The organism is Rhodobacter sp. P1_C2, assembly GCF_056406375.1.
This window is the reverse complement of the sequence record NZ_JBFUAG010000002.1, coordinates 293737-313030: the sequence shown is the minus strand read 5'-3', so window position 1 is coordinate 313030 and position 19294 is coordinate 293737. Positions and strand designations below refer to the sequence as shown.

20 protein-coding genes are annotated in these 19294 nt (G+C 66.7%); 15 read left to right on the top strand and 5 right to left on the bottom strand.

Annotation, left to right across the window (positions count from 1 at the left end; all coding sequences use genetic code 11):
* Window positions 1–10 precede the first annotated feature (10 nt).
* Window positions 11–916: a LysR family transcriptional regulator gene (locus AC1DZT_RS04265; protein ID WP_478005358.1), complete on the bottom strand. Its 906-nt coding sequence runs from the start codon at window positions 914–916 to the stop codon at window positions 11–13.
* 127 nt (window positions 917–1043) lie between these two features.
* Here AC1DZT_RS04265 and AC1DZT_RS04260 point away from each other — a divergent pair, with 127 nt between their 5' ends.
* On the top strand, window positions 1044–1793 hold the full coding sequence (locus tag AC1DZT_RS04260; RefSeq protein WP_478005357.1) for an SDR family oxidoreductase: 750 nt from the start codon (window positions 1044–1046) through the stop codon (window positions 1791–1793).
* Window positions 1794–1998: 205 nt separating this feature from the next.
* On the top strand, window positions 1999–2733 hold the full coding sequence (locus tag AC1DZT_RS04255) for a cysteine hydrolase family protein (RefSeq protein ID WP_478005356.1): 735 nt from the start codon (window positions 1999–2001) through the stop codon (window positions 2731–2733).
* Between the two features lie 29 nt (window positions 2734–2762).
* Here the strand turns inward: AC1DZT_RS04255 and AC1DZT_RS04250 are convergent, their stop codons facing one another.
* On the bottom strand, window positions 2763–3164 hold the full coding sequence (locus AC1DZT_RS04250) for a winged helix-turn-helix transcriptional regulator (RefSeq protein WP_478005355.1): 402 nt from the start codon (window positions 3162–3164) through the stop codon (window positions 2763–2765).
* 106 nt (window positions 3165–3270) lie between these two features.
* Here AC1DZT_RS04250 and AC1DZT_RS04245 point away from each other — a divergent pair, with 106 nt between their 5' ends.
* The 5 genes from AC1DZT_RS04245 to AC1DZT_RS04225 all read left to right on the top strand — a co-directional run bounded on the left by AC1DZT_RS04245 (window position 3271) and on the right by AC1DZT_RS04225 (window position 9519).
* Window positions 3271–4284, top strand: a complete 1014-nt coding sequence (locus AC1DZT_RS04245) for a zinc-binding alcohol dehydrogenase family protein (RefSeq protein WP_478005354.1) — start codon at window positions 3271–3273, stop codon at window positions 4282–4284.
* Window positions 4285–4683: 399 nt separating this feature from the next.
* Entirely contained in the window at window positions 4684–5133 is a 450-nt protein-coding gene (locus tag AC1DZT_RS04240) for a (2Fe-2S)-binding protein (protein ID WP_478005353.1), read from the top strand.
* A gap of 10 nt (window positions 5134–5143) precedes the next feature.
* Window positions 5144–7369 (top strand): xanthine dehydrogenase family protein molybdopterin-binding subunit, encoded by a 2226-nt coding sequence (locus AC1DZT_RS04235; protein ID WP_478005352.1) that lies wholly within the window; start codon window positions 5144–5146, stop codon window positions 7367–7369.
* Between the two features lie 10 nt (window positions 7370–7379).
* Entirely contained in the window at window positions 7380–7772 is a 393-nt protein-coding gene (locus AC1DZT_RS04230; protein ID WP_478005351.1) for a c-type cytochrome, read from the top strand.
* Between the two features lie 58 nt (window positions 7773–7830).
* Window positions 7831–9519: a cation:proton antiporter domain-containing protein gene (locus AC1DZT_RS04225; protein ID WP_478005350.1), complete on the top strand. Its 1689-nt coding sequence runs from the start codon at window positions 7831–7833 to the stop codon at window positions 9517–9519.
* Here the strand turns inward: AC1DZT_RS04225 and AC1DZT_RS04220 are convergent.
* Window positions 9516–11198, bottom strand: a complete 1683-nt coding sequence (locus AC1DZT_RS04220; protein ID WP_478005349.1) for an FAD-dependent oxidoreductase — start codon at window positions 11196–11198, stop codon at window positions 9516–9518. The two genes, AC1DZT_RS04225 and AC1DZT_RS04220, sit on opposite strands and share 4 nt — an antisense overlap.
* Before the next feature lie 217 nt (window positions 11199–11415).
* Between AC1DZT_RS04220 and AC1DZT_RS04215 the strand changes: the two genes are divergently transcribed.
* Window positions 11416–11790: a response regulator transcription factor gene (locus tag AC1DZT_RS04215; protein WP_478005348.1), complete on the top strand. Its 375-nt coding sequence runs from the start codon at window positions 11416–11418 to the stop codon at window positions 11788–11790.
* Between the two features lie 24 nt (window positions 11791–11814).
* Here AC1DZT_RS04215 and AC1DZT_RS04210 read toward each other — a convergent pair whose 3' ends face one another.
* The gene (locus AC1DZT_RS04210; RefSeq protein ID WP_478005347.1) at window positions 11815–12996 is read right to left on the bottom strand and encodes a PAS domain-containing sensor histidine kinase; all 1182 of its coding nucleotides are present in this window, start codon (window positions 12994–12996) and stop codon (window positions 11815–11817) included.
* 366 nt (window positions 12997–13362) lie between these two features.
* Here AC1DZT_RS04210 and AC1DZT_RS04205 point away from each other — a divergent pair, with 366 nt between their 5' ends.
* From AC1DZT_RS04205 to AC1DZT_RS04195, 3 genes are read left to right on the top strand one after another with little or no spacing between them, the layout of a single operon-like run.
* Window positions 13363–14187, top strand: coding sequence for an alpha/beta fold hydrolase (locus AC1DZT_RS04205; RefSeq protein ID WP_478005346.1), 825 nt, complete (start codon window positions 13363–13365; stop codon window positions 14185–14187).
* Window positions 14188–14215: 28 nt separating this feature from the next.
* Window positions 14216–15412, top strand: a complete 1197-nt coding sequence (locus AC1DZT_RS04200; RefSeq protein ID WP_478005345.1) for an MFS transporter — start codon at window positions 14216–14218, stop codon at window positions 15410–15412.
* Complete coding sequence (locus AC1DZT_RS04195; protein WP_478005344.1) at window positions 15409–15810, top strand: DUF983 domain-containing protein; 402 nt, start codon at window positions 15409–15411, stop codon at window positions 15808–15810. The genes AC1DZT_RS04200 and AC1DZT_RS04195 overlap by 4 nt, the downstream gene beginning before the upstream one ends.
* A 180-nt stretch (window positions 15811–15990) precedes the next feature.
* On the opposite strand, the gene AC1DZT_RS04190 is transcribed toward AC1DZT_RS04195, so the two are convergent.
* Entirely contained in the window at window positions 15991–16965 is a 975-nt protein-coding gene (locus AC1DZT_RS04190; RefSeq protein ID WP_478005343.1) for an alpha/beta fold hydrolase, read from the bottom strand.
* Between the two features lie 280 nt (window positions 16966–17245).
* Between AC1DZT_RS04190 and AC1DZT_RS04185 the strand changes: the two genes are divergently transcribed.
* From AC1DZT_RS04185 to AC1DZT_RS04170, 4 genes are read left to right on the top strand one after another with little or no spacing between them, the layout of a single operon-like run.
* Window positions 17246–17620: an SH3-like domain-containing protein gene (locus AC1DZT_RS04185; protein WP_478005342.1), complete on the top strand. Its 375-nt coding sequence runs from the start codon at window positions 17246–17248 to the stop codon at window positions 17618–17620.
* The gene (locus AC1DZT_RS04180) at window positions 17610–18260 is read left to right on the top strand and encodes a nitrile hydratase subunit alpha (protein ID WP_478005341.1); all 651 of its coding nucleotides are present in this window, start codon (window positions 17610–17612) and stop codon (window positions 18258–18260) included. The genes AC1DZT_RS04185 and AC1DZT_RS04180 overlap by 11 nt, the downstream gene beginning before the upstream one ends.
* Window positions 18257–18595, top strand: coding sequence for a hypothetical protein (locus AC1DZT_RS04175; RefSeq protein WP_478005340.1), 339 nt, complete (start codon window positions 18257–18259; stop codon window positions 18593–18595). Before AC1DZT_RS04180 ends, AC1DZT_RS04175 begins: the two co-directional genes overlap by 4 nt.
* Before the next feature lies 1 nt (window position 18596).
* On the top strand, window positions 18597–19289 hold the full coding sequence (locus tag AC1DZT_RS04170; protein WP_478005339.1) for an aquaporin: 693 nt from the start codon (window positions 18597–18599) through the stop codon (window positions 19287–19289).
* Window positions 19290–19294: the final 5 nt, after the last annotated feature.

Below are 19294 nucleotides of genomic sequence, written 5' to 3'. Positions count from 1 at the left end.
TGCGCCCTTGTCAGGCGGCATCCCAGGGGGGCACGCCCTTGAAGGCATCGGCGAGGAAATCGACCATCAGCCGCACCTTGGCCGACAGATGCCGCCGGCTGGGATAGACCGCGAGGATGTCGATGTCGGGCAGGCTGTAGCCGGGCAGAAGCGGCACGAGGCGCCCTTGGCGCAGATCCTGCCCGATCAGGAAGGTCGGCTGCCAGATGATCGCCTGGCCCGCCAGCGCCACCGCCCGCGCCGTATCGCCATTGTTGGTGCTGGAGCGTACCGCCAGATGAACCCGGTGCGCGCGCCCCTCGGCGTCGGTCAGGGTCCAGTCCTCGGGCGTCTGGCCAAGGCTGTAGATCAGGCAGCGGTGCCGGGTCAGATCCTGCGGGTGCTGCGGGGTGCCGTGACGCTTCAGATAGGCGGGCGCGGCGCAAAGCACGTTGCGCGAGGTGGCGAGCTTGCGCGCGACATGGGTCTGCGACCCCCCGCGCGAGATGCGGATCGCAAGGTCCACGCCCTCCTCGACCAGGTCGACCACCCGGTCCGACAGGGTGATGTCAAGATCGACCTCGGGGTTTCGTTCCATGAAGGCGGGCCAGAGCGGCGCCAGATGGGTGATCCCGAAGCTGAGCGGCGCGTTGATCCTGAGCCGCCCGCGCGGGATGCCGCTGGCCGAAGCGGCGGCCTCGGCCTCGGCAATGTCGTCCAGCACCTGTTTCAGCCGGTCGCTCAGCGCGCTGCCCGCCTCGGTCAGCGAAATCCGGCGTGAGCTGCGGTTCAGAAGCCTCGTGCCCAGATGCGCCTCAAGCTCGGCGACATAGCGCGTCACATTGGCCGGCGAGGTGCCCAGATCCTTGGCCGCGCGGGCAAATCCGCCGCGGGCGACGACCGCGGCAAAGACCTCGAAGGCGCGCAACCGGTCCAAGAGAAAGCCTTGATTCAGGAAAGCTGAATGTTCTGAACAGGATTGTGCCATTGGTGCCAGTTTTGAGCAAGACCATGTTCAGGACAGCCAAGAAGATTGGCCCCACATCGCAACAGGAGTTCACAAAATGGCACGACTTCACAACAAGACGGTCCTGATCACCGGCGGCACCAGCGGCATTGGCCTGGCCACCGCCGAACGTTTCCTGGCCGAGGGCGCGCGCGTCGCGATCACCGGCACCCGGGCCGAGACCCTGGCCGAGGCCAAGGCCCAGCTGGGCGAGGGCGTCATCACCATCCTCGGCGATGCCGGCAATGTCGCCACCCAGGCCGAGATCGCCGCCCGCGTCGCGGCAGAGTTCGGCCATCTCGACGTTCTGGTCATCAATGCCGGGATCGGCGATTTCCGCCCGGTCGAGGGCTTTGACGAGGCCGCCTTCGACCGTTCCTTCGCGATCAATGTCAAAGGGCCGTTCTTCCTCGTCCAGGCGCTGCTGCCGATCCTGAGCAACCCGTCCTCGATCGTGCTGAACGGCTCGATCAACGCCCATATCGGCATGCCGAATTCCAGCCTTTATGCCGCGACCAAGGCGGCGCTGATCTCCTTGGCCAAGACCCTCTCGGGCGAGCTGATCGGGCGCGGCATCCGCACCAATGTCGTCAGCCCCGGCCCGGTGGCCACCCCGCTTTATGGCAAGCTGGGCCTGACCGCCGAACAGCTGAGCGGGATGCAGACTGCGATCCTCGGCCAGTTGCCGGTCGGCCGCTTTGGCGACCCGCGCGAGGTGGCGGATGCCTTCCTCTACTTCGCCTCGGACGAGTCGCGCTTTACCGTGGGCAGCGAATTGATCGTCGATGGCGGGATGAGCAATCTCTGACCTGCCCGGTCTTTTGCCTCGATTTACAGGCCCCCGGAGGTGATCCGGGGGCCTTCGCCGTCCGGGGGCAGGGGCCGCCCCCCACAAGGCAGGTCCCGCGCGATACCGCGGTATTGTTTCGGCGGACCTTCCGGCCATGGCAGTTTTGGCTCTGGCCGGCCCGCAGCGCCGGCATCCATCGCCCCCTCATCCGGAGACCTTTGCCATGGCATCCCAACCCGGCCGCTCCCCCTATGCCGACCCCGAGAACCCCGCCCTGCCGCCCTCGACCTTCCGGCTGGACCTGTCGCGCGCGGCGCTGGTCGTGACCGATCCGCAGATCGATTTCCTCAGCCCCAAAGGGGCGGCCTACGGCGCCTTTGGCGAAAGCATCGAAGAGATCGGCACCGTGCCCAACCTGCTGCGGCTGTTCCTTGCGGCCAAAGCGGCGGAGATTCCGGTCGTGATCTCGCCCCATTACTACTACCGGCACGACGACCACTGGGATTTCGCCGCCCCGGGCGAGCAGCTGATGCACAAGCTGAAGATGTTCGACCGCCGCGATCCGCTGTCGCTGGAAGGCTTCGAAGGCTCGGGTGCCGACTGGATGCCCGAGTTCAAGGACATCATCCAGGACGGCAAGACCATCGTCTGTTCGCCGCACAAGATTGCCGGGCCGCAGACCAATGACACGATCTTCCAGCTGCGCAAGAAGCGGGTCGACCAGGTGATCCTCGCCGGGATGGCCGCGAATTTCTGCGTGGAATCCCACCTGCGCGATTTCGTCGAACAAGGGTTCGAGGTCGTGGTGATCCGCGATGCGACGGCGGGCAGCAAGATCCCGGAAGGCGATGCCTATGCCGCGGCGCTGCTCAATTTCCGTTGGCTGGCCAATGGCTTGTGGACGACCGATCAGGCGGTGCAGGCGCTGCTTGGCCAAGCGCGCGTGGCGGCCGAATAGGTCTGCTTCCCCTGTGTCCCTCGCCGCCGTCAGCCTGTGACGGCGGCATCTTCCTGCGGGTCGGCCTCGCGCGGGTCATGGCCGCGGGGCTTGCCGTAAAGCCCGATATGGGCGTCGCCCCAGGCCTTGAGGGCGCTCAGGATCGGCTCCATCGTGCGGCCAAGGTCGGACAGGCTGTATTCGACCTTGGGCGGCACCTGGGCATAGACCTTGCGGGTGATCAGCCCGTCCTGCTCCAGCTCGCGCAGCTGGTTGGTCAGCATCCGGGGCGAGCAATCCTGCGTCTCGCGCCGGATCTCGTTGAAGCGCAGCGTGCCGGCCAGAAGGTGCCAGAGGATGATCGCCTTCCACTTTCCGTCGATCAGCCCGACCGCCGCCTCGACCGAACAGCCGGGGTTGCAGTCGAACCGGGAGAAGCGCGCCTTGGCCATTTTACGGTACCCTTTTTGATACTATGTGCAATCTTTGTCTGTATTGCGTCGATGCGTATCTAAGCACAGATCTTGTCCCGGCAACAGGCCAAACGGAGAAGTTCAGATGAAAGCGATCGGTTACAAGACCCCGGGCGAGATCAGCCGCCCCGAAGCCCTGGAAGACATCGACCTGCCGCGCCCCTCGGCATCGGGCCATGACCTTCTGGTCGAGGTGAAGGCCATTTCGGTCAATCCGGTGGATACCAAGGTCCGGCGCAATGCCGCCCCCGAGGCGGGCCAGTACAAGGTCCTGGGCTGGGATGTCGCCGGCCGCGTGGTCGAGGTCGGCGCCGAGGTGCAGGGCTTCAAGGTCGGCGATGCGGTCTATTATGCCGGCTCGATCACCCGGCCCGGGGCCAACAGCCAGTTCCACCTGGTCGATTCCCGCATCGTCGGCCAGAAGCCGGCCAGCCTGTCCAATGCCGAGGCCGCGGCCCTGCCGTTGACCGCGATAACCGCCTGGGAGATGCTCTTCGACCGCATCGACATCCGCCGTCCGGTGCCGGGTGCCGCGCCTGCGGTTCTGGTCATCGGCGGGGCGGGCGGTGTCGGCTCGATCGCGATCCAGCTGATCCGCGCAATGACCGATCTGACCGTGATCGCCACCGCCTCGCGGCCCGAGACGCAGGCCTGGGTCCGCAGCCTTGGCGCCCATCACGTCATCGACCATGCAAAGCCCCTTGCGGCCCAGGTCGAGGCTCTGGGCCTTGGCGCCCCGGGGTTCGTCTTCTCGACCACCGAAACCCACCGCCACATCGGCGAGATCGCCAGCCTGATCGCGCCGCAGGGCCGCTTCGGCCTGATTGACGACCCGGAAAGCCTGAACATCATGGGGCTGAAGCGCAAGGCCGTCTCGATCCATTGGGAGATGATGTTCGCCCGCCCGATGTTCGGCACGCCCGACATGGCGGAACAGGGCAAGCTTCTGAATGCCGTGGCCAGGCTGATCGACGAGGGCCGCATCAAGACCACGGTGACCGAGGTCCTCGCGCCGATCTCTGCCGCCACCCTCAAACAGGCCCATGCCACGATCGAAACCGGCAAGGCCCGCGGCAAGATCGTCATCGAGGGCTTCTGAGCCTCTGACGCGATGCCGAACCCCGGGGCGGCAGGACTTGCCGTCCCGGCGATCAAGGGTGCCGGGACCGGACGGCCCGTGGCGAGGACGCCCTGTGCCCAAGCGGCGCCCCTCCGACCAGTCATTGCGCCGCGCCGGGGAGGGGGGCCTCCACCCGGCGCCGCAGGTCATGCAGGACCCGAGGGCGCCCTTTGGCCCTCGTCACGGGTGCGGCGAGGCCACTGTCGGGCTTGACGCCTGACCGGGACCGCGCCCCATTCTGGGCAGAGGCCGCGCAGCCCGCATCAGATGCAAAGACCTACCATCAGCACCAGCCACATATACGGTGGTATGTCTGTGCCTGCGGGGGGGAATGGCGGCACACTGGCTCAAATCGTCTGCAACCGGAAAGGTTCCGCCATGGGATATGAGATTTCGATCAACGGGAAGATGACTTCCGTCGATGTCGAGGCAGAGACCCCGCTGCTTTTCGTGCTCCGCGATACTTTGGGCATGGTCGGCACCAAATACGGCTGCGGCATCGCGCAATGCGGCGCCTGCACCGTGCTGGTCGATGGCCAGGCGGTGCGCTCCTGCCAGCTGACCGTCGATTCGATCGCCGATGCCAAGATCACCACGATCGAGGCGATCGAGGAGGACGAAGTGGGCGCCAAGGTGGTCGAGGCCTGGGTCGCCCTTCAGGTGCCGCAATGCGGCTATTGCCAGTCCGGTCAGGTCATGGCCGCCACCGCGCTCCTGAAAGAGACACCCAAGCCCACCGACGACGACATCGCCACCGCGATGACCAATCTCTGCCGCTGCGGCACCTATAATTTCATTGCTGACGCGATCCGTCAGGTCGAACTGTAAGGAGGCCGCGATGCAGACCACAAAAGCCAACCCGCAAGAACTGGCCCGCCCGCAAAAACTGACCGACATGTCGCGCCGCCGCTTTCTGGGCGTCAGCGCCGGGGCTCTGGCCCTGTCGGTGATGCTGCCCGTCAGCCGTGACCCGGCGATGGCCGAGACCGCGGCCGCCGTGGTGCCGGGTACGCGGATTCCGGCCTTCCTCGAGATTTCGCCCGAGGGCCATGTCCGCCTCCTCAGCCCCTTTGTCGAGGGCGGGCAGGGCATCGCCACCGGCATGGCGCAGACCGTCGGTGAAGAGCTGGACGTCGACCCCGAGGCTTTCGAAGTCGTCTGCGCCCCGCCCGGGCCGGATTACCTGGTCATGGGCGGCATGCGCCTGACCGGCGGCAGCTTCTCCACCCGGTCGAGCTATCCGGTGATGCGCCAGCTCGGCGCCACCGCGCGCGAGATGCTGCTGCGTGCCGCCGCGGCCAAGATGAAGGTGCCGCAAGGCGAACTGACCACCGAGAACGGCAGGATCCTCCATGCCGCGACCAAGGCCAGCCTTGGCTATGGCGAGGTTGCGACCGAAGCCTTCGCGCTGGAACCGGCCAAGGATGTGGCGCTGCGCGACCCCGCGACCTTCCGCTACATCCGCCAGCCGATGGCCCGGCTGGACGTGCGCGACAAATCCACCGGCAAGGCGCGCTACAGCATCGACCACGCGGTCGAGGGCATGCTCTTCGCCGCCGTCCAGCATGGCAAGTATTTCGGCACCAAACCCCTGAGCATCACGAACGAGGATGCGGTCAAGGCGATGCCGGGGGTCCATTCGGTCCATCTGCTCGACAATGCGGTGGCGGTCTGCGCCAACAGCTGGTGGCGCGCCCGCATGGCGGCAGAGGCGGCGGTGGTCGACTGGTCCAAGCCTGCCGCCACCGGGCTCGACACGATCTCGGAGGAATACAGCAACGCGGCCATGCTGAAATCGCTGGTCGATTACACTGGCCCCACCGTGCCCGCCGAAACCAGGGGCGATGTCGATGCCGCCTTCGCCACGGCCGCCCAGGTGATCGAGGCGCGCTATGACGCGCCCTACCTCGCCCATGGCCAGCTGGAACCCCCCTCGGCCACGGCGCGCTTCAATGCCGACGGCACGCTGGATGTCTGGTTGCCCAACCAGATGCCAGAGTTCTTCCAGTCCGTCTCGGCCAAGGTCGCCGGGCTGGAACCGGCGCAGGTCAACATCCACTCCCCCATGCTCGGCGGGTTTTTCGGCCGCCACTTCATCTATGGCCCGGCCAATCCCTTCCCGCAGGCGATCCTTCTGGCCAAGGCCACGGGCAAGCCGGTCAAGGTGGTCTGGTCGCGGGAAGAAGAGTTCCTCAACGACGCGGTGCGCCCGCTCAGCACCTCGAAATTCCGCGCGGCACTCGACAAGGACGGGATGCCCGTGGCGCTGGATGTCGTGACGGTGGGCGAGGGGCCGATCGGCCGCTATTTCGGGCTGGACAAGGCCGGGGTGGATTCCTCCGCCGTCGAGGGCATCGTGGCCAAGCCCTATGCCATCGCCAATGGCCGCGTCTCTTATGGCAAGGTGCCGCATCCGGTGAACATCGCCTTCTGGCGTTCGGTCGGGCATTCGATGAACGACTTCTTCTATGAAGGCTTCTTCGACGAGATGGCCGATGCCGGCAAGCAGGACCCCTTCGCCCTGCGCAAGCTTTTGGTCAAGGACTCCCCCCGCCACCTCAAGCTTCTGGAGACGGTGGAGAAGCTGTCGGGCGGCTGGCAGCGCGGGCCTTACACCAAGGATGGCGTGACCTATGCGCGGGGCGTGTCGATGGCCTCGCCCTTCGGGTCGGAGACAGCGACGATGGCCGAGGTCTCGCTGCAGAAGGGCGCGGTGAAGGTCCATAACATCTGGGTGGCCTTCGATCCCGGCAGCATCGTCAACCCGGCGATCATCGCCCGCCAGGTGGAATCGGCGGCGGCGCTGGGCCTGTCGGCGACGCTTTACGAACAGGTCGTCTACGAGAAGGGCCTGCGCCGCGATCAGAACTACGACACCTACCAGATCCTGACCCGCGACGACATGCCGAAGGTCCATGTCAGCATCGTCGAAAGCGGTGCGCCGATGGGGGGCGTGGGCGAGCCCGGCCTGCCCGGCGTTCCCCCCGCCGTCGTCAATGCCGTCGCGGCCCTGACCGGCACCCGCCCGCGCAGCCTGCCCCTGGCCAATTTGTCCTTCTCCTGAGGAGCTTTCGATGACCCATATTTCCCCGCTGCGCTGGGCCTTTGCCCTCGCAGGGCTTCTGGCCGCCTCCCCGGTCCTGGCCCAGGACGCCGGCGACGCCACGGCTGGCGCCACTGTCTTCAAGAAATGCAAAAGCTGCCATCAGGTCGGCGAGGGTGCCAAGAACGGCATCGGCCCCGAGCTGAACAACGTGATGGGGCGGCAGATCGGCTCGGTGCCGGGCTTCAAATACTCCAAGGCGCTGCAGCCGACGGGCGAGGTCTGGGATGCGACCAGCCTCGGCGCCTTCCTCGCCAACCCCAAGACGGCGCGGCCGGGGTCGAAGATGACCTTCGCCGGGCTGAAATCCGAGGCGGATATCGCCGATGTCCTGGCCTATCTTGCCAGCGCCTCTGGGTCTTGAGCCCGGCTCACGCGGCCTTGCTTGACAGGCCATCTCGACACAAGACAGGATGACCGGCATGGATGATACCCAGCACCTTCTGGATGCGCTCTTGCCGGTCAACTTCCTGTTGGCTTTCGGCATTCTGGCGGCCATCGCCTCGCGCCTGCTGCGGCTCAGCCCGATCGTCGGCTACCTCGCGCTGGGCCTTGTCTACCGCGTGCTGGGGATCAGCGTCGGCCCGTCGGAGGCGACGATCCAGATCCTGGCCGAGCTTGGGGTGCTGTTCCTGCTTTTCGACATCGGGCTGCATTTTTCCTTCGGGCAGATCCGGTCGCATGCCAAGGATATCCTCGGCTTCGGCATGGCGCAGGTGGTCGGCGGCACGCTGGCGCTGGCGGCCGTGGCGATGCTGGCCGGGGTGGCGCTGGGCCCTGCGGTTCTGGTCGGGGCGACGCTGGCCCTGTCCTCGACCGCCGTGGTGGCGCAGTTGATCGCGGCGCGCCACCAGCAGGGCTGCCCGGTCGGTCTGACCGCCACCTCGATCCTGATCTTTCAGGACATCGTCGCCATCTTCATCCTGATCGTCGCAGGCTCGCTCGAGACGGGGGCGGCCCTCCTCCCCTCGGTCCTTCTGGCGCTGGCCAAGGCGGGGGCGGCTTTCGGGATCTCGATGCTGCTCGCGGCCTATGTGGTCAAGCCGGTGCTGCATCTGATCTTCCGCTCGCAGAACGAAGAGGTCTTCACCGCCATCGCCATTCTGGTGGCCTTGAGCGCGGGCTGGGCCACAGGCTCGATCGGGCTGTCGGTGACGCTGGGGGCCTTCCTCGGCGGGGCGATGCTGGCCGACACGCCCTATCGCCCGATCATCCAGTCCGAGGTCAAGCCGTTTCGCGGCCTGCTGCTGGGCTTCTTCTTCTTCTCGGTCGGCCTGTCGCTGGATGTGCCGACGCTGGCGCGGCTCTGGCCCTTTGTCCTCGTCGTCGCGGTGGTGCTGACCCTGGTCAAGATCGCCACCAATGCCGGGGCGAGCCTCTTGTTCCGCTGGTCGGTGCCCGGCTCGCTGCAGATCGCCTTCCTTCTGTCGCAGGGGTCGGAGTTTGCGCTGGTCATCTTCAACCTGCCGGCGGTGCGCCATGTCGTGGGGGTCGAGGTTGCCTCGGTCCTGATCGCGGCGGTGACGGTGACGCTGGCCGCCACGCCCAATGTGGCCGACATGGGCCGCAAGATCGCCGGCCGCCTGCGCGCCCTGCGCACCAAGCGCGCCGAGGCCGAGCTGGTGCCGCTGATGCTCGAGGGGCCGGTCCTGATCTTCGGCATGAACCGCAATGGCCGCGCCGTGGCCGATGCGCTGATGGATCTGGGCATCGCCTATGCCGCGATCGACGAGAACCTCACCCGCTTTCGCGAGGCCTTGGCCGATGGCTACAAGGTCTATTTCGGCGATCTGCGCGACCCGCGCATCTGGGCCTCATTGGCGATGGAGGGGCGCAAGGTCCTGCTTCTGACCGAGCCTAACATGGAGGCCGTAGCTCAACTCGCCCCCTTGGCGCGTGGCCGGTTCGAGGCGCTGCAGACCCTCGCCGTGGTGCCCGACCATCTGGAAGCGGCGGAACTCACCGCGCTGGGGCTGGTGGCCATCGTCGAGGGCGAGGCCGGGGCGCAGGCCCAGGTGGCCCGCGCCGTGCTCGAGGCGCTCGGCCTGCCCGAGGCCGAGATCGACGCCTGGCAGGTGGACAAGCTGCAAAGCCCGAACCTCGCGGCCTAACAGCCAGCGCGCCGGGGCAGTGGGGCGCCTGAGGCGGCGCGCAAGGCTTCCTCCTGCAGGTCGGCCAGATAGCGGTGGACGGCGGCGATCACCACCGAACCTTCGCCAACGCCCGAGGCAACCCGCTTGACCGAGCCGGAGCGCACATCGCCCACCGCAAAGACCCCGGGAAGCTGGGTGGCGAAGGGCGAGGCGGCCTGACCCTCGCCGGTGCGGATGAAGCCCTTGTCATCCAGCGGCACGCATCCCTTCAGCCATTCGGTGTTCGGATCGGCCCCGATCATCACGAACAACCCTTGAGCCGGCATCTCGGTCACCTCGCCGGTGACCAGGCTCTTCCACACCACATGTTCCAGATGAGCTTCGCCGCGCAAATCAATGATTTCGCTGCGGGAATGCAGGGTGATATGGGCCGAGTTCATGATGCGCTGCACAAGATAGTCCGACATGCTGGCGGCCAGACCCTCGGCCCTGACCAGCATGTGGACATGGCGGCAGGACTGCGACAGGAAGACCGCCGCTTGCCCCGCCGAATTGCCACCGCCGACTATGACGACGGTCGCCTCCTTGCAAAGCTGCGCCTCGGCGGAGGTGGCGGCGTAGAAGATCCCCGCGCCCTCGAACCGGCTGTAATCGGGCAGCGAGAGGCGGCGATAGCGGGCGCCGGTGGCGATGACGACCGCCTTGGCCCGCACCTTGGCCGCCCCGTCCAGCTGCAGCCCATAGGGCAGGCCGGAGCAGTCGAAATCCACCGTCCCGCGCGAGATGGCGAATTGCGCGCCGAACTTCTGCGCCTGGATCAGGGCGCGGTTGGCCAGGGCCTGACCGGAAATCCCGGTCGGAAAGCCCATGTAATTCTCGATCCGGCTTGAGGTTCCGGCCTGCCCGCCCGGCGCGTCGCGCTCCACGACGAGGGTCCGCAGACCCTCGGAGGCGCCATAGACCGCCGCCGACAGGCCCGAGGGACCGGCCCCGACCACGACCAGATCGAAGACCTGATCGCCCAGCCCTTCGCCCGACAGGCCAAGCGCATCGGCGATCTGCGTCGTCTCAGGGTTGCGCAGCACTTCGCCATTGGTCAGCACGAGGGCGGGCAGATCGGCTTCCGTAAGATGCAGGGCCTGCACGAATTCGCGGCCACTCGCCTCTTCGGGGTCGAAAAGCTTGAAAGGATGGGCATTGCGGGTCAGGAAGGTGCGGATCAGATGCACCCTGGCCTCCGCCGCCGGCCCGATCAGCGCGCAGCCTCCCAGCCCCAGCGCCAAAAGCTCGATCCGGCGCAGGATGAAGGCGCGCATCAAAAGCTCGTTCAGATCGGCCTGGGTCGCGGCCATCTGGCGGAAGTCCTGCCGCCTGACCCGCAGGACCCGCGTCGCAGCCCCGGCCCGGCCCGAGACCAGCAGCGACCGTTCGCTGAAGAGGTGAAGCTCGCCGGTGAACTCGCCCGGGCCATAGCTGCGCAGGGCAGAGGGCGCCTCGGGGTCCTCGTCATCCAGCAGCTGCACCTCGCCATCGAGGACCACGAAGAAATCGGCGGCGGTGTCGCCACGGGCAAAGAGCAGCGCGCCCGCCTCGGGCGTCTCGACCGTGCCGAAGGGCAGGATGCGGGCGATCATCGCGGCATCCAGGCGCGGGAAGATCTGCTTTTCGCGCGGGTGCGGGGGGAAGGAATTGGCCATGCTGTCTCCGGATCTCGGGGGTTTCAGTATAGGGCCTTGCCGAAAATCCGCGAACCCTACCCGGGTAGGGCCTGATTTCGCCCGCGCTCTGCTTCAGGTTGTGGCGCGGGGTGGGCCGAGGCCGAAGGCGGCAAGGATACCCGGGTATGCTTGCCTTTCAGGCAGGTTTCTTATGTAACTTGACGGAGGTTCCGTCGTCATTCAGGACAAGTGCCCCGTGCAGTGCAAGCGTCTGGTTTCCGTGGTCGACGACGATGAAGGGGTCAGGACCTCGCTTCGGGACCTCCTGATGAGTTCGGGCTATGAGGTCGAGGTCTTCGACAGCGCCGATGCCTTTCTGACCGACCCGCTGCATCTGCATTGCGATTGCATCGTCAGCGACATCCAGATGCCCCGGATGAGCGGTCTGGAAATGACCGGGCAGTTGGTGGCGCTGGCCGTTCCGATCCCGGTCATCCTGATCTCGGCCTTCGCGACCGAGGCGATCCGCCGTCAGGCCGACCGCCTGCGCGTGTTTCGGCTGATCGAAAAGCCCTTCGACCCGGTGGAGCTTTTGTCGGCCATCGCCAAGGCCATCGCCAGCGCCCCCTGAGCGCCTCGTATGGTGCTGGCCCGGTCAGAGGATCGGCAGCCGCAGATGGAACTGCGCGCCATGGGGGGTGTTTTCCGCCCAGAGATGGCCCTGGTGATCCTCTGCAATCCGCTTGCTGATCGCAAGGCCAAGGCCCACGCCCTCGGGTTTGGTGGTGAAGAAGGGCGTGAAGATCGCATCCAGCGTGTCGGGCGGGATGATCGGACCCGAGTTCTCGATGGTGAAGATGACCCAGGGCCCGGCTTGAACCGCGCTGGTCAGGCGGATCACCCTTTGGTCCTGGCCGCTGCTCTCGATGGCCTGGATCGCGTTGAGGATGATGTTGACGAAGACCTGCTGGATGCGGACCGGATCGCAAAGCACGCGGGGCAGGTCGGGGCCGATCTGCATCTCGATCGCGACCCCGGCGCGGATCGCGCTGTGTTCGACGAGGGCCACTGATTCCTTGATCAGCCCGAAGATGTCGCTGGGCGTCAGGGCGGCGGTCTTGCTTTGGCTGAACTTCTTGATGTTGCGCACGGTGTCGACCGCATGCCTCGCCCTTTTGCCGATGCGCTGGACCAGGGCCTGGGTGCGCGTCACATCCGGTTCGGGCCGCGCCAGAAAGTTCGAGGCGGTATGGACATCGGTGATGATCGCGCTGAGCGGCTGGGTCATCTCATGCGCGAGCGAGGCCGCAAGCTCCCCCACGATCGAGATGCGCCCGGCATGGTGCAGGGCGGCCCGCGCCTCGGCAAGGTCCTGTTCCACCTGCTTTTGTTCGCTGATGTCGATGGCGAAGAAGTAAAGCTTTTCAAAGCCTTCCTGCGTCTTAGGCAGTCTTGTGCGCCACAGGATCGGGATGCGCTTGCCGTTCTGCCCGGTCAGGATGCGCTCGCCCCGACAGTCGGTTTCGCCCCGGGCGATGGCGCGCAGGACCTGGTTGTTGCTGGCGGGATTGGCGGGCAGAAGCTTGGGCACCAGCGCCATCAGATCCGCGTGGCTGGCCACGCCGAAGGCCTTCTGGGTGGCGGGGTTGGAATCCACCACCCGATGCACCTTGCGCACCTCATAGGCGAAATCGGGGTTCTCGCGCAGGAAGGCGTCGAAATCGGTGACGCCCGAGGCCAGAACCTCCATCACCCGCAGGCGGACCTGGGACCAATCCTCGCAGAGGATCGGCAGCGGCGAGACATGGAAGAGCTCCGAATGTTCCAGCGCGATCACGCAACCCTTCCGCACCGGCGCGCATCGGGGACGATCAGCGCCCCCGCGTGCCGGCGGGCGGATGCCCTGCCGTAGGTTCCCGTGCCGTAAGTTCCCTGTGTCACGGCCCGATTCCCATGCTGAAGCCTTGGCGGAAAGCATAGGCGATGGGCGGGCTTGGCGCCAACAAGACTGCGGTATGGGGTCGGTTGCGCGGCGGGGAGGCGGGTGCCGTCCCATACTCCGGTATCCTCCGGGGTTACCCATGTAGAACCTTCGCCCGCGGCCGCTTCTTCCTATCCTGCAGGGATCGGACGGCGCCAGTCACCTGGCCCGGCCTGCAAACCAATCCGGCAGCCAGCCTGCCGCCAGTCTTGGGAACCCGCCATGCTCACCGACTTGCCGCGCCAGGAAATCCACCTCGTCCCGACGCCCCTTGGCCCGATCGCCTGCCGGATCGACGGAGCGGGGCCGGGCGTGCCCCTGCTTCTGACCCAGCGCTTTCGCGGCACGATGGATGACTGGGACCCCGCCTTCATCGCCCGCCTCGCCGAGGGGCGCAGCGTGATCCGGTTCGACAACCTCGGGATCGGCAGGACCGGGGGCAAGGTGCCCGCAACCATCCCCGAGATGGCAGAGGTCGCCCTGGCCTTCGCCCGCGCGCTGGGGCTGCGCCAGTTCGACCTTCTGGGCTGGTCCCTCGGCGGGACCGTGGCGCTGGAGGCGACGCTGGCCGCCCCCGACCTCGTGCGCCGGCTGATCATCGCAGGCTCCAGCTTCGGGCCTGATCCCGAGGGGCCGCAGATGGACCCGCGGGTCCCGGCCAAGATGGCGCGCGGCACCAATGACGCGGGGGATTTCCTCTTCCTCTTCTATGCCGTGGATGGCATCGGCCGCACCCTCGGACAGGCCTCGATCGACCGGATCGCGGCGGTGGAGCCCAAGGGGCCGCCGACCACGACCGAGGGGTTCATGGCCCAGATGCAGGCGATTGCGCGCTGGCCGGGGGTCAGGCCGCGTCTGGGGGAATTGGCCCTGCCGATGCTGGTGGCCAATGGCAATGCTGATGTGATGATCCCCACGCACCGCTCCTGGATCCTGTCGCAGGAGGCGCCGAATGCGAAGCTGGTGATCTACCCCAAGTCCGGCCACGGCTTCCTGTTCCAGTACCTCGATGACTTTACCGCAGAAGTGAACCGCTTCCTCGCCTGAGGCCAGCTTTGTGAGAAAGGACGTTCCGATGACGGTTTCACGCCTGTCCAAGGCATTGGGCGCAGGTCAGGATTCGCTGATCCCGGCGGGGTTTCTGGCGCTCGGGACCTTTGCCATCGGGGCCGAGGGCTTCATGATCGCGCCGCTTCTGCCAGACATGGCGCGCGACTTCGCCCTGCCGGTGCCGCAGATCGCGACGCTGGTCGTGGTCTTCACGCTGGTGCTGTCGCTGACCTCGCCGCTGACCACGGTGGCCACGGCGCGGCTGAACCGGCGCGATGTGCTCTTGCTGGCCATCGGCCTCTTCTTTGCCGGCAATCTGCTGGCCGCCTGGTCGCCCAGCTTTGCCACGCTGATGCTGGCGCGGGTCCTGATGGCGATGGCGGCAGGGCTTTACACGCCGGGGGCCAATGCGCTGGCCGGCACCCTGGTCAGCCCGGCGCGGCGGGGCAGGGCGCTGGCCATCGTCAGCGGCGGCATGACCATCGCCATCGCGCTCGGTCTGCCTCTGGGCGCGCTGATCGGCCATGCCTTCGGCTGGCGCGCGACCTTTCTGGGCGTGGCGGTGATGTCGGCGCTGGCGATGCTCGGCATCGTCACCGGCATTCCGCGCAGGTCCGGGCGGACCGGCGCGGTCGCGGGCCTGGCGCAAAGGTTCGCGGTCCTGCGCAACGCGAGGACCCGCCGCCTGCTTTGGGTCACCTTCTTCTGGTCGGTCGGGGCCTATACCGCCTATCCCTATATCGCGATCTACCTGCAAGCCGTGCTGGGCTTCACCCCGGCCGAGATCGGCGCCAGCATCTCGATCTGGGGCGCCTTTGCCGCCATCGGCGTGATCAGCGGCGGCGCCCTGAACGACCGGATCGGCGCCGACCCCGTGGTGCGCTGGTCGCTGGCCTTTCTGGCCCTGTCCTTCCTGACGCTGGCGGTCAGCACCGGGATCAGCCATTCCTTCGCCTTCTACACGGTGCTGGCAGCAATCGCACTTTGGGGCTTCACGGTCTGGAGCTTCTTTCCCGCCCAGATGTCGCGGCTGGTGGCGGTAGATCCGGCCCAGGCCCCGGTCTCGCTCGCGCTCAACACCTCGACGATGTATCTGGGCTTTTCCCTTGGCAGCGGGCTTGGCGCTTTGGTCCTGTCGGCGCAGCTGATCTGGGCGATCGGGCTTCTCGCCGCCGCGGTGGAGGTTGTGGCCCTGTGGTTGAACCGGCGGGTGCGGCCATGAAGGATCTGCGCCCGTCCGAGGAGGCAGAGAGCGCCGACCTGCTGCCCGAGCGTGCCCTGAAGCCAGCCCTGCGCAAGGGGTTCAGGCTGCGCTGCCCGCGCTGCGGGCAGGGGCATCTCTTCTGCGGTTACCTCAAGGTCAACCGCCTCTGCCCCTCTTGCGGGTTGAAGCTGTTCCACCAGCGCGCCGATGATGGCCCGGCCTATCTGACCATCCTCATCGTCGGGCATCTGGCGGGCGTCTTCGTCACTGTTGGCTTCGAGACCTGGCATCCGGCGCCCCTGACCCTTGCGCTCTGCGCCTCGGTCTTCGTGATCCTGGCCTCACTGCTGATCCTGCCGCGGATCAAGGGCATGATGATCGCCCTGCAATGGGCGCAAAGGCTGCATGGGTTCTAAGCGGCCTCCGACCCGGCAAGAAACCCGCCAATCACACGGATTGGCGGGGTCTTTCACGTCGGAAAGAAAAGAGCTTCTGGTGGCGGCGGGAGCATCCGCCACCAGAAGCCGCTTCAGGCCAGACCCGCCCGGCGGGGACGCACCGGGCGGATCGCACCTTCGGGCCTGAAGCGCCGGGCCTCACGTGGTCTTGAGGAAGCCCAGGATCTCGGCGTTGATGACATCGGGGAAGGTCGAGGCCATGCCGTGCGGATAGCCCTCGAACAGCTTCAGCGTGGCGTTCTTCATGATCTTGGCGGTCAGCACGCCCGCGTCCTTGTAGGGGACGACCTGATCATCGGTGCCATGCATCACCAGCGTCGGATAGGGGATCTTCTTCAGGTCCTCGGTGAAGTCGGTTTCCGAGAAGACCTTGATGCAGTCGTAATGCGCCTTGGCGCTGCCGACCATGCCCTGGCGCCACCAGCTCTGGATCAGGCCCTGGCTGACCTTGGCGCCGGGCCGGTTGAAGCCGTAGAAGGGCCCGGAGGCCACGTCGAGGTAGAATTGCGAGCGGTCGTGGGACAGGGCGGTGCGGAAGCCGTCGAAGACCTCGATGGGCGTGCCCTCGGGGTTGCTGTCCTTCTTGACCATTACCGGCGGGATCGCCCCGATCAGCACCAGCTTCGACACCCGGCCCGGCTTGGCGCGGGCGGCGTAATGCACCACCTCGCCGCCGCCGGTCGAATGGCCGATATGGACGGCGCCCTTCAGGTCCAGCGCATGGGTCAGGGCTGCGACATCGGCGGCATAGGTGTCCATCTCATTGCCGTGGTCGGTCTGGGACGAGCGGCCATGGCCGCGCCGGTCAAAGCCGATGACGCGGTAGCCCTTGTCGAGGAAGTAGAACATCTGCGCATCCCACTCGTCCGCCGTCAGCGGCCAGCCGTGGTGGAAGACCAAAGGCGTCGCATCGCGCGGACCCCAGTCCTTGTAGAAGATGTGAACGCCCTCGGCGGCCTCGATATAGTTCAGCATGTCGGTTCCTTTCCTATGGGTTTTTCCCGGCGTGGTGGGTGAGGCGAAGACCGGCGGCGCAAAGGCCGCAAGACCAAGGCCAGCCGCCCAGAAGAGCGTGTCGCGCCGGGTGGGGAAACGTTCGGTGTCGTCTGTCATTTCAACCCCTTGGCTGTTGCTTGTGGGTGTCTCGCATCGTCTGCCGCGGGCTTGGTCCTGAAGGGCGGAGCGGTCGGGACCTGCGGCAGCACGCCCTTCTGGATAAGGCGCGCACGCCCTTGAGGGAATCATACGCGGGCGGGCTTTCGGCCATACCGGGGTAGGGCGGGGGGCGCAGGGCGGGGCAGACTTGGGTATGGGGCACACTCCCCTTCGTGCGATGGAGCCTCCCCGCCCCATCCGCCATCATGGTCCCGAACAGGATCGGAGGCAGGACCAGATGGGTGACACAGGAACCAAGAGGCCGGAGGCGGCAGCACCCGACGCGATCATGCGCGCCGTGGTGCCCGCCCTGGGCGAGACCCCGGCCTTTGCCGTGGGCGACATGGTGCGCGTCGGCACCCGTGCGCCGATCGGCCATTACCGCGTGCCCTTCTATCTGCGCGGCAAGGTGGCGCGGGTCGAACAGGTCATCGCCGCGATGCTGATCGACAACGAGGAAGAGGCCTATGGCCGCAATGCCGGAAGCCGGAAGCATTACTACCGCATCTCGATCCCGATGACGGCGCTCTGGCCCGAATACGGCGGCGCGCCCCGGGACGAATTGCGCATCGAAGTCATCGAAACCTGGCTGGAGGCCCATCATGCCGCATGACGGACACGACGACGATCACGACCACCCCCACGCCCCGATCACCCAAGATGGGATGCCGGGCTATTACGACATCATGGAAACCGCCGTCCGCGAGTTGATGATCGCCAAGGGCTATTTCGCCGCCAACGACATCCGCCACCAGATCGAGGTGCTGGATTCCCGCAGCCCCGCGCTCGGTGCCGCCGTGGTGGCCCATGCCTGGAGCGATCCCGCCTTCAAGGCCCGGCTTCTGGCCGATGGCCGCAAGGGCTGTGAAGAGATGGGGATCACCTTCTACGACGATACCCAGTTGATCGTGCTGGAAAATACGCCCCAGGTGCATAACCTGATCGTCTGCACGCTCTGCTCCTGCTACCCGCGGCCGGTGCTGGGCCTGCCGCCGGACTGGTACAAGCTCAAACCCTTCCGCGCCCGCGCTGTCATCGAACCGCGCAAGGTTCTGGCCGAATTCGGCACCGTGATTCCGGAAGAGGTCGAGGTCCGCGTCAGCGATTCCACCGCCGTGATCCGCTACCTCGTCCTGCCGATGCGCCCCGAAGGCACCGACGGCTGGAGCGAGGCCGACCTCGCCACCCTCGTCACCCGCGACGCGATGATCGGCGTCATCCCCGTGACCCTGACCCGGAAGGAAGCCGCATGAGCACCGCCGATTTCGTCAGCCGCCTGCCCAATGACATTGGCGGTTTCGCGGCAGGCTCGGTCCTGCGCGAGGAACATGTGCTGGAGCCCTGGGAAAAGCGCTGCCATGCGCTGGCCGATGTGCTGGATTTCACCAAGCTGATCAACACCGAGGAAAAGCGCAAAGGGGTCGAGGCGCTTGGGGAAGCCCTGATCGGCAAGCTGCCCTATTACGAACGCTGGATCGTGGCCTTCGCCAATATCGGCTTCACCAAGGGCTTCTTCACCCCCTCCGAACTCGCCGAGAAGATGGCCGAGGTCGAGGCCCGCTTTGCCGACCCCTGTCAGGACCGCTGACGTGGCCTGGACCTGCTTTCACGAGGATGACCCCGGCCTTGCCCTGCCGCGCCGCGCCGGGGCCGAGGCTTTGGGGACCTGTCTTCTGGTCCTCGCCGCCAGTTCGGGCGGCATGGCCGCGGCGCGGGCCTTTGCGCCCCTGCCGGGGCTGGTGCTGCCCATGATGGCGGTGATCATCGCGGGCGCCTTGGTCGGGCTGATCGTGGCTTTGGGCAAGGTCTCGGGCGGGCATTTCAACCCTCTGATCACCCTCCTGCAATGGCTCGGGCGGGAGCGGACGCTGACCTGCACCCTGGCTTATGTGGTGGCGCAAATCCTCGGCGGGATGCTCGGCGGGCTTCTGGGGGCGCAGCTTTGGGGGGGCGGTGTCGCCGCCCCGCCCGCCCCGGCCTGGAGCGGCTTTGAAAGCGAGTTGCTGGCGAGCCTTGGCCTGATGATCGTGGTCTTTGGCTGCGGCCGTGGCCAGCGTGGCGACATCGCGCCCTTTGCCGTCGGCGCCTGGCTGATCGCCGCGATCCTGGCCTTTCCGACCACCTCTTTCGCCAACCCGGCCGTGGTGCTGGGCGCGCTGATGGCGGCCAGCCCCTTCGGCCTTTCGCCGGGCGTGGTGCCCGGTTTCCTTCTGGCGGAAGGGGCGGGCGCCTTGATCGCCTTTGCCCTGATCGCCCTCATCTACCCGCAACCCAAGGAGTGACGGCT

What these genes read in the sequence shown, in the direction of transcription:
- AC1DZT_RS04195 (WP_478005344.1), top strand. Translation starts at nt 15,409, where the DNA reads ATGAAGGATCTGCGCCCGTCCGAGGAGGCAGAGAGCGCCGACCTGCTG.
- AC1DZT_RS04220 (WP_478005349.1), bottom strand. Translation starts at nt 11,198, where the DNA reads ATGGCCAATTCCTTCCCCCCGCACCCGCGCGAAAAGCAGATCTTCCCG.
- AC1DZT_RS04175 (WP_478005340.1), top strand. Translation starts at nt 18,257, where the DNA reads ATGAGCACCGCCGATTTCGTCAGCCGCCTGCCCAATGACATTGGCGGT.
- AC1DZT_RS04185 (WP_478005342.1), top strand. Translation starts at nt 17,246, where the DNA reads ATGGGTGACACAGGAACCAAGAGGCCGGAGGCGGCAGCACCCGACGCG.
- AC1DZT_RS04225 (WP_478005350.1), top strand. Translation starts at nt 7,831, where the DNA reads ATGGATGATACCCAGCACCTTCTGGATGCGCTCTTGCCGGTCAACTTC.
- AC1DZT_RS04245 (WP_478005354.1), top strand. Translation starts at nt 3,271, where the DNA reads ATGAAAGCGATCGGTTACAAGACCCCGGGCGAGATCAGCCGCCCCGAA.
- AC1DZT_RS04205 (WP_478005346.1), top strand. Translation starts at nt 13,363, where the DNA reads ATGCTCACCGACTTGCCGCGCCAGGAAATCCACCTCGTCCCGACGCCC.
- AC1DZT_RS04260 (WP_478005357.1), top strand. Translation starts at nt 1,044, where the DNA reads ATGGCACGACTTCACAACAAGACGGTCCTGATCACCGGCGGCACCAGC.
- AC1DZT_RS04255 (WP_478005356.1), top strand. Translation starts at nt 1,999, where the DNA reads ATGGCATCCCAACCCGGCCGCTCCCCCTATGCCGACCCCGAGAACCCC.
- AC1DZT_RS04190 (WP_478005343.1), bottom strand. Translation starts at nt 16,965, where the DNA reads ATGACAGACGACACCGAACGTTTCCCCACCCGGCGCGACACGCTCTTC.
- AC1DZT_RS04240 (WP_478005353.1), top strand. Translation starts at nt 4,684, where the DNA reads ATGGGATATGAGATTTCGATCAACGGGAAGATGACTTCCGTCGATGTC.
- AC1DZT_RS04200 (WP_478005345.1), top strand. Translation starts at nt 14,216, where the DNA reads ATGACGGTTTCACGCCTGTCCAAGGCATTGGGCGCAGGTCAGGATTCG.
- AC1DZT_RS04250 (WP_478005355.1), bottom strand. Translation starts at nt 3,164, where the DNA reads ATGGCCAAGGCGCGCTTCTCCCGGTTCGACTGCAACCCCGGCTGTTCG.
- AC1DZT_RS04230 (WP_478005351.1), top strand. Translation starts at nt 7,380, where the DNA reads ATGACCCATATTTCCCCGCTGCGCTGGGCCTTTGCCCTCGCAGGGCTT.
- AC1DZT_RS04235 (WP_478005352.1), top strand. Translation starts at nt 5,144, where the DNA reads ATGCAGACCACAAAAGCCAACCCGCAAGAACTGGCCCGCCCGCAAAAA.
- AC1DZT_RS04180 (WP_478005341.1), top strand. Translation starts at nt 17,610, where the DNA reads ATGCCGCATGACGGACACGACGACGATCACGACCACCCCCACGCCCCG.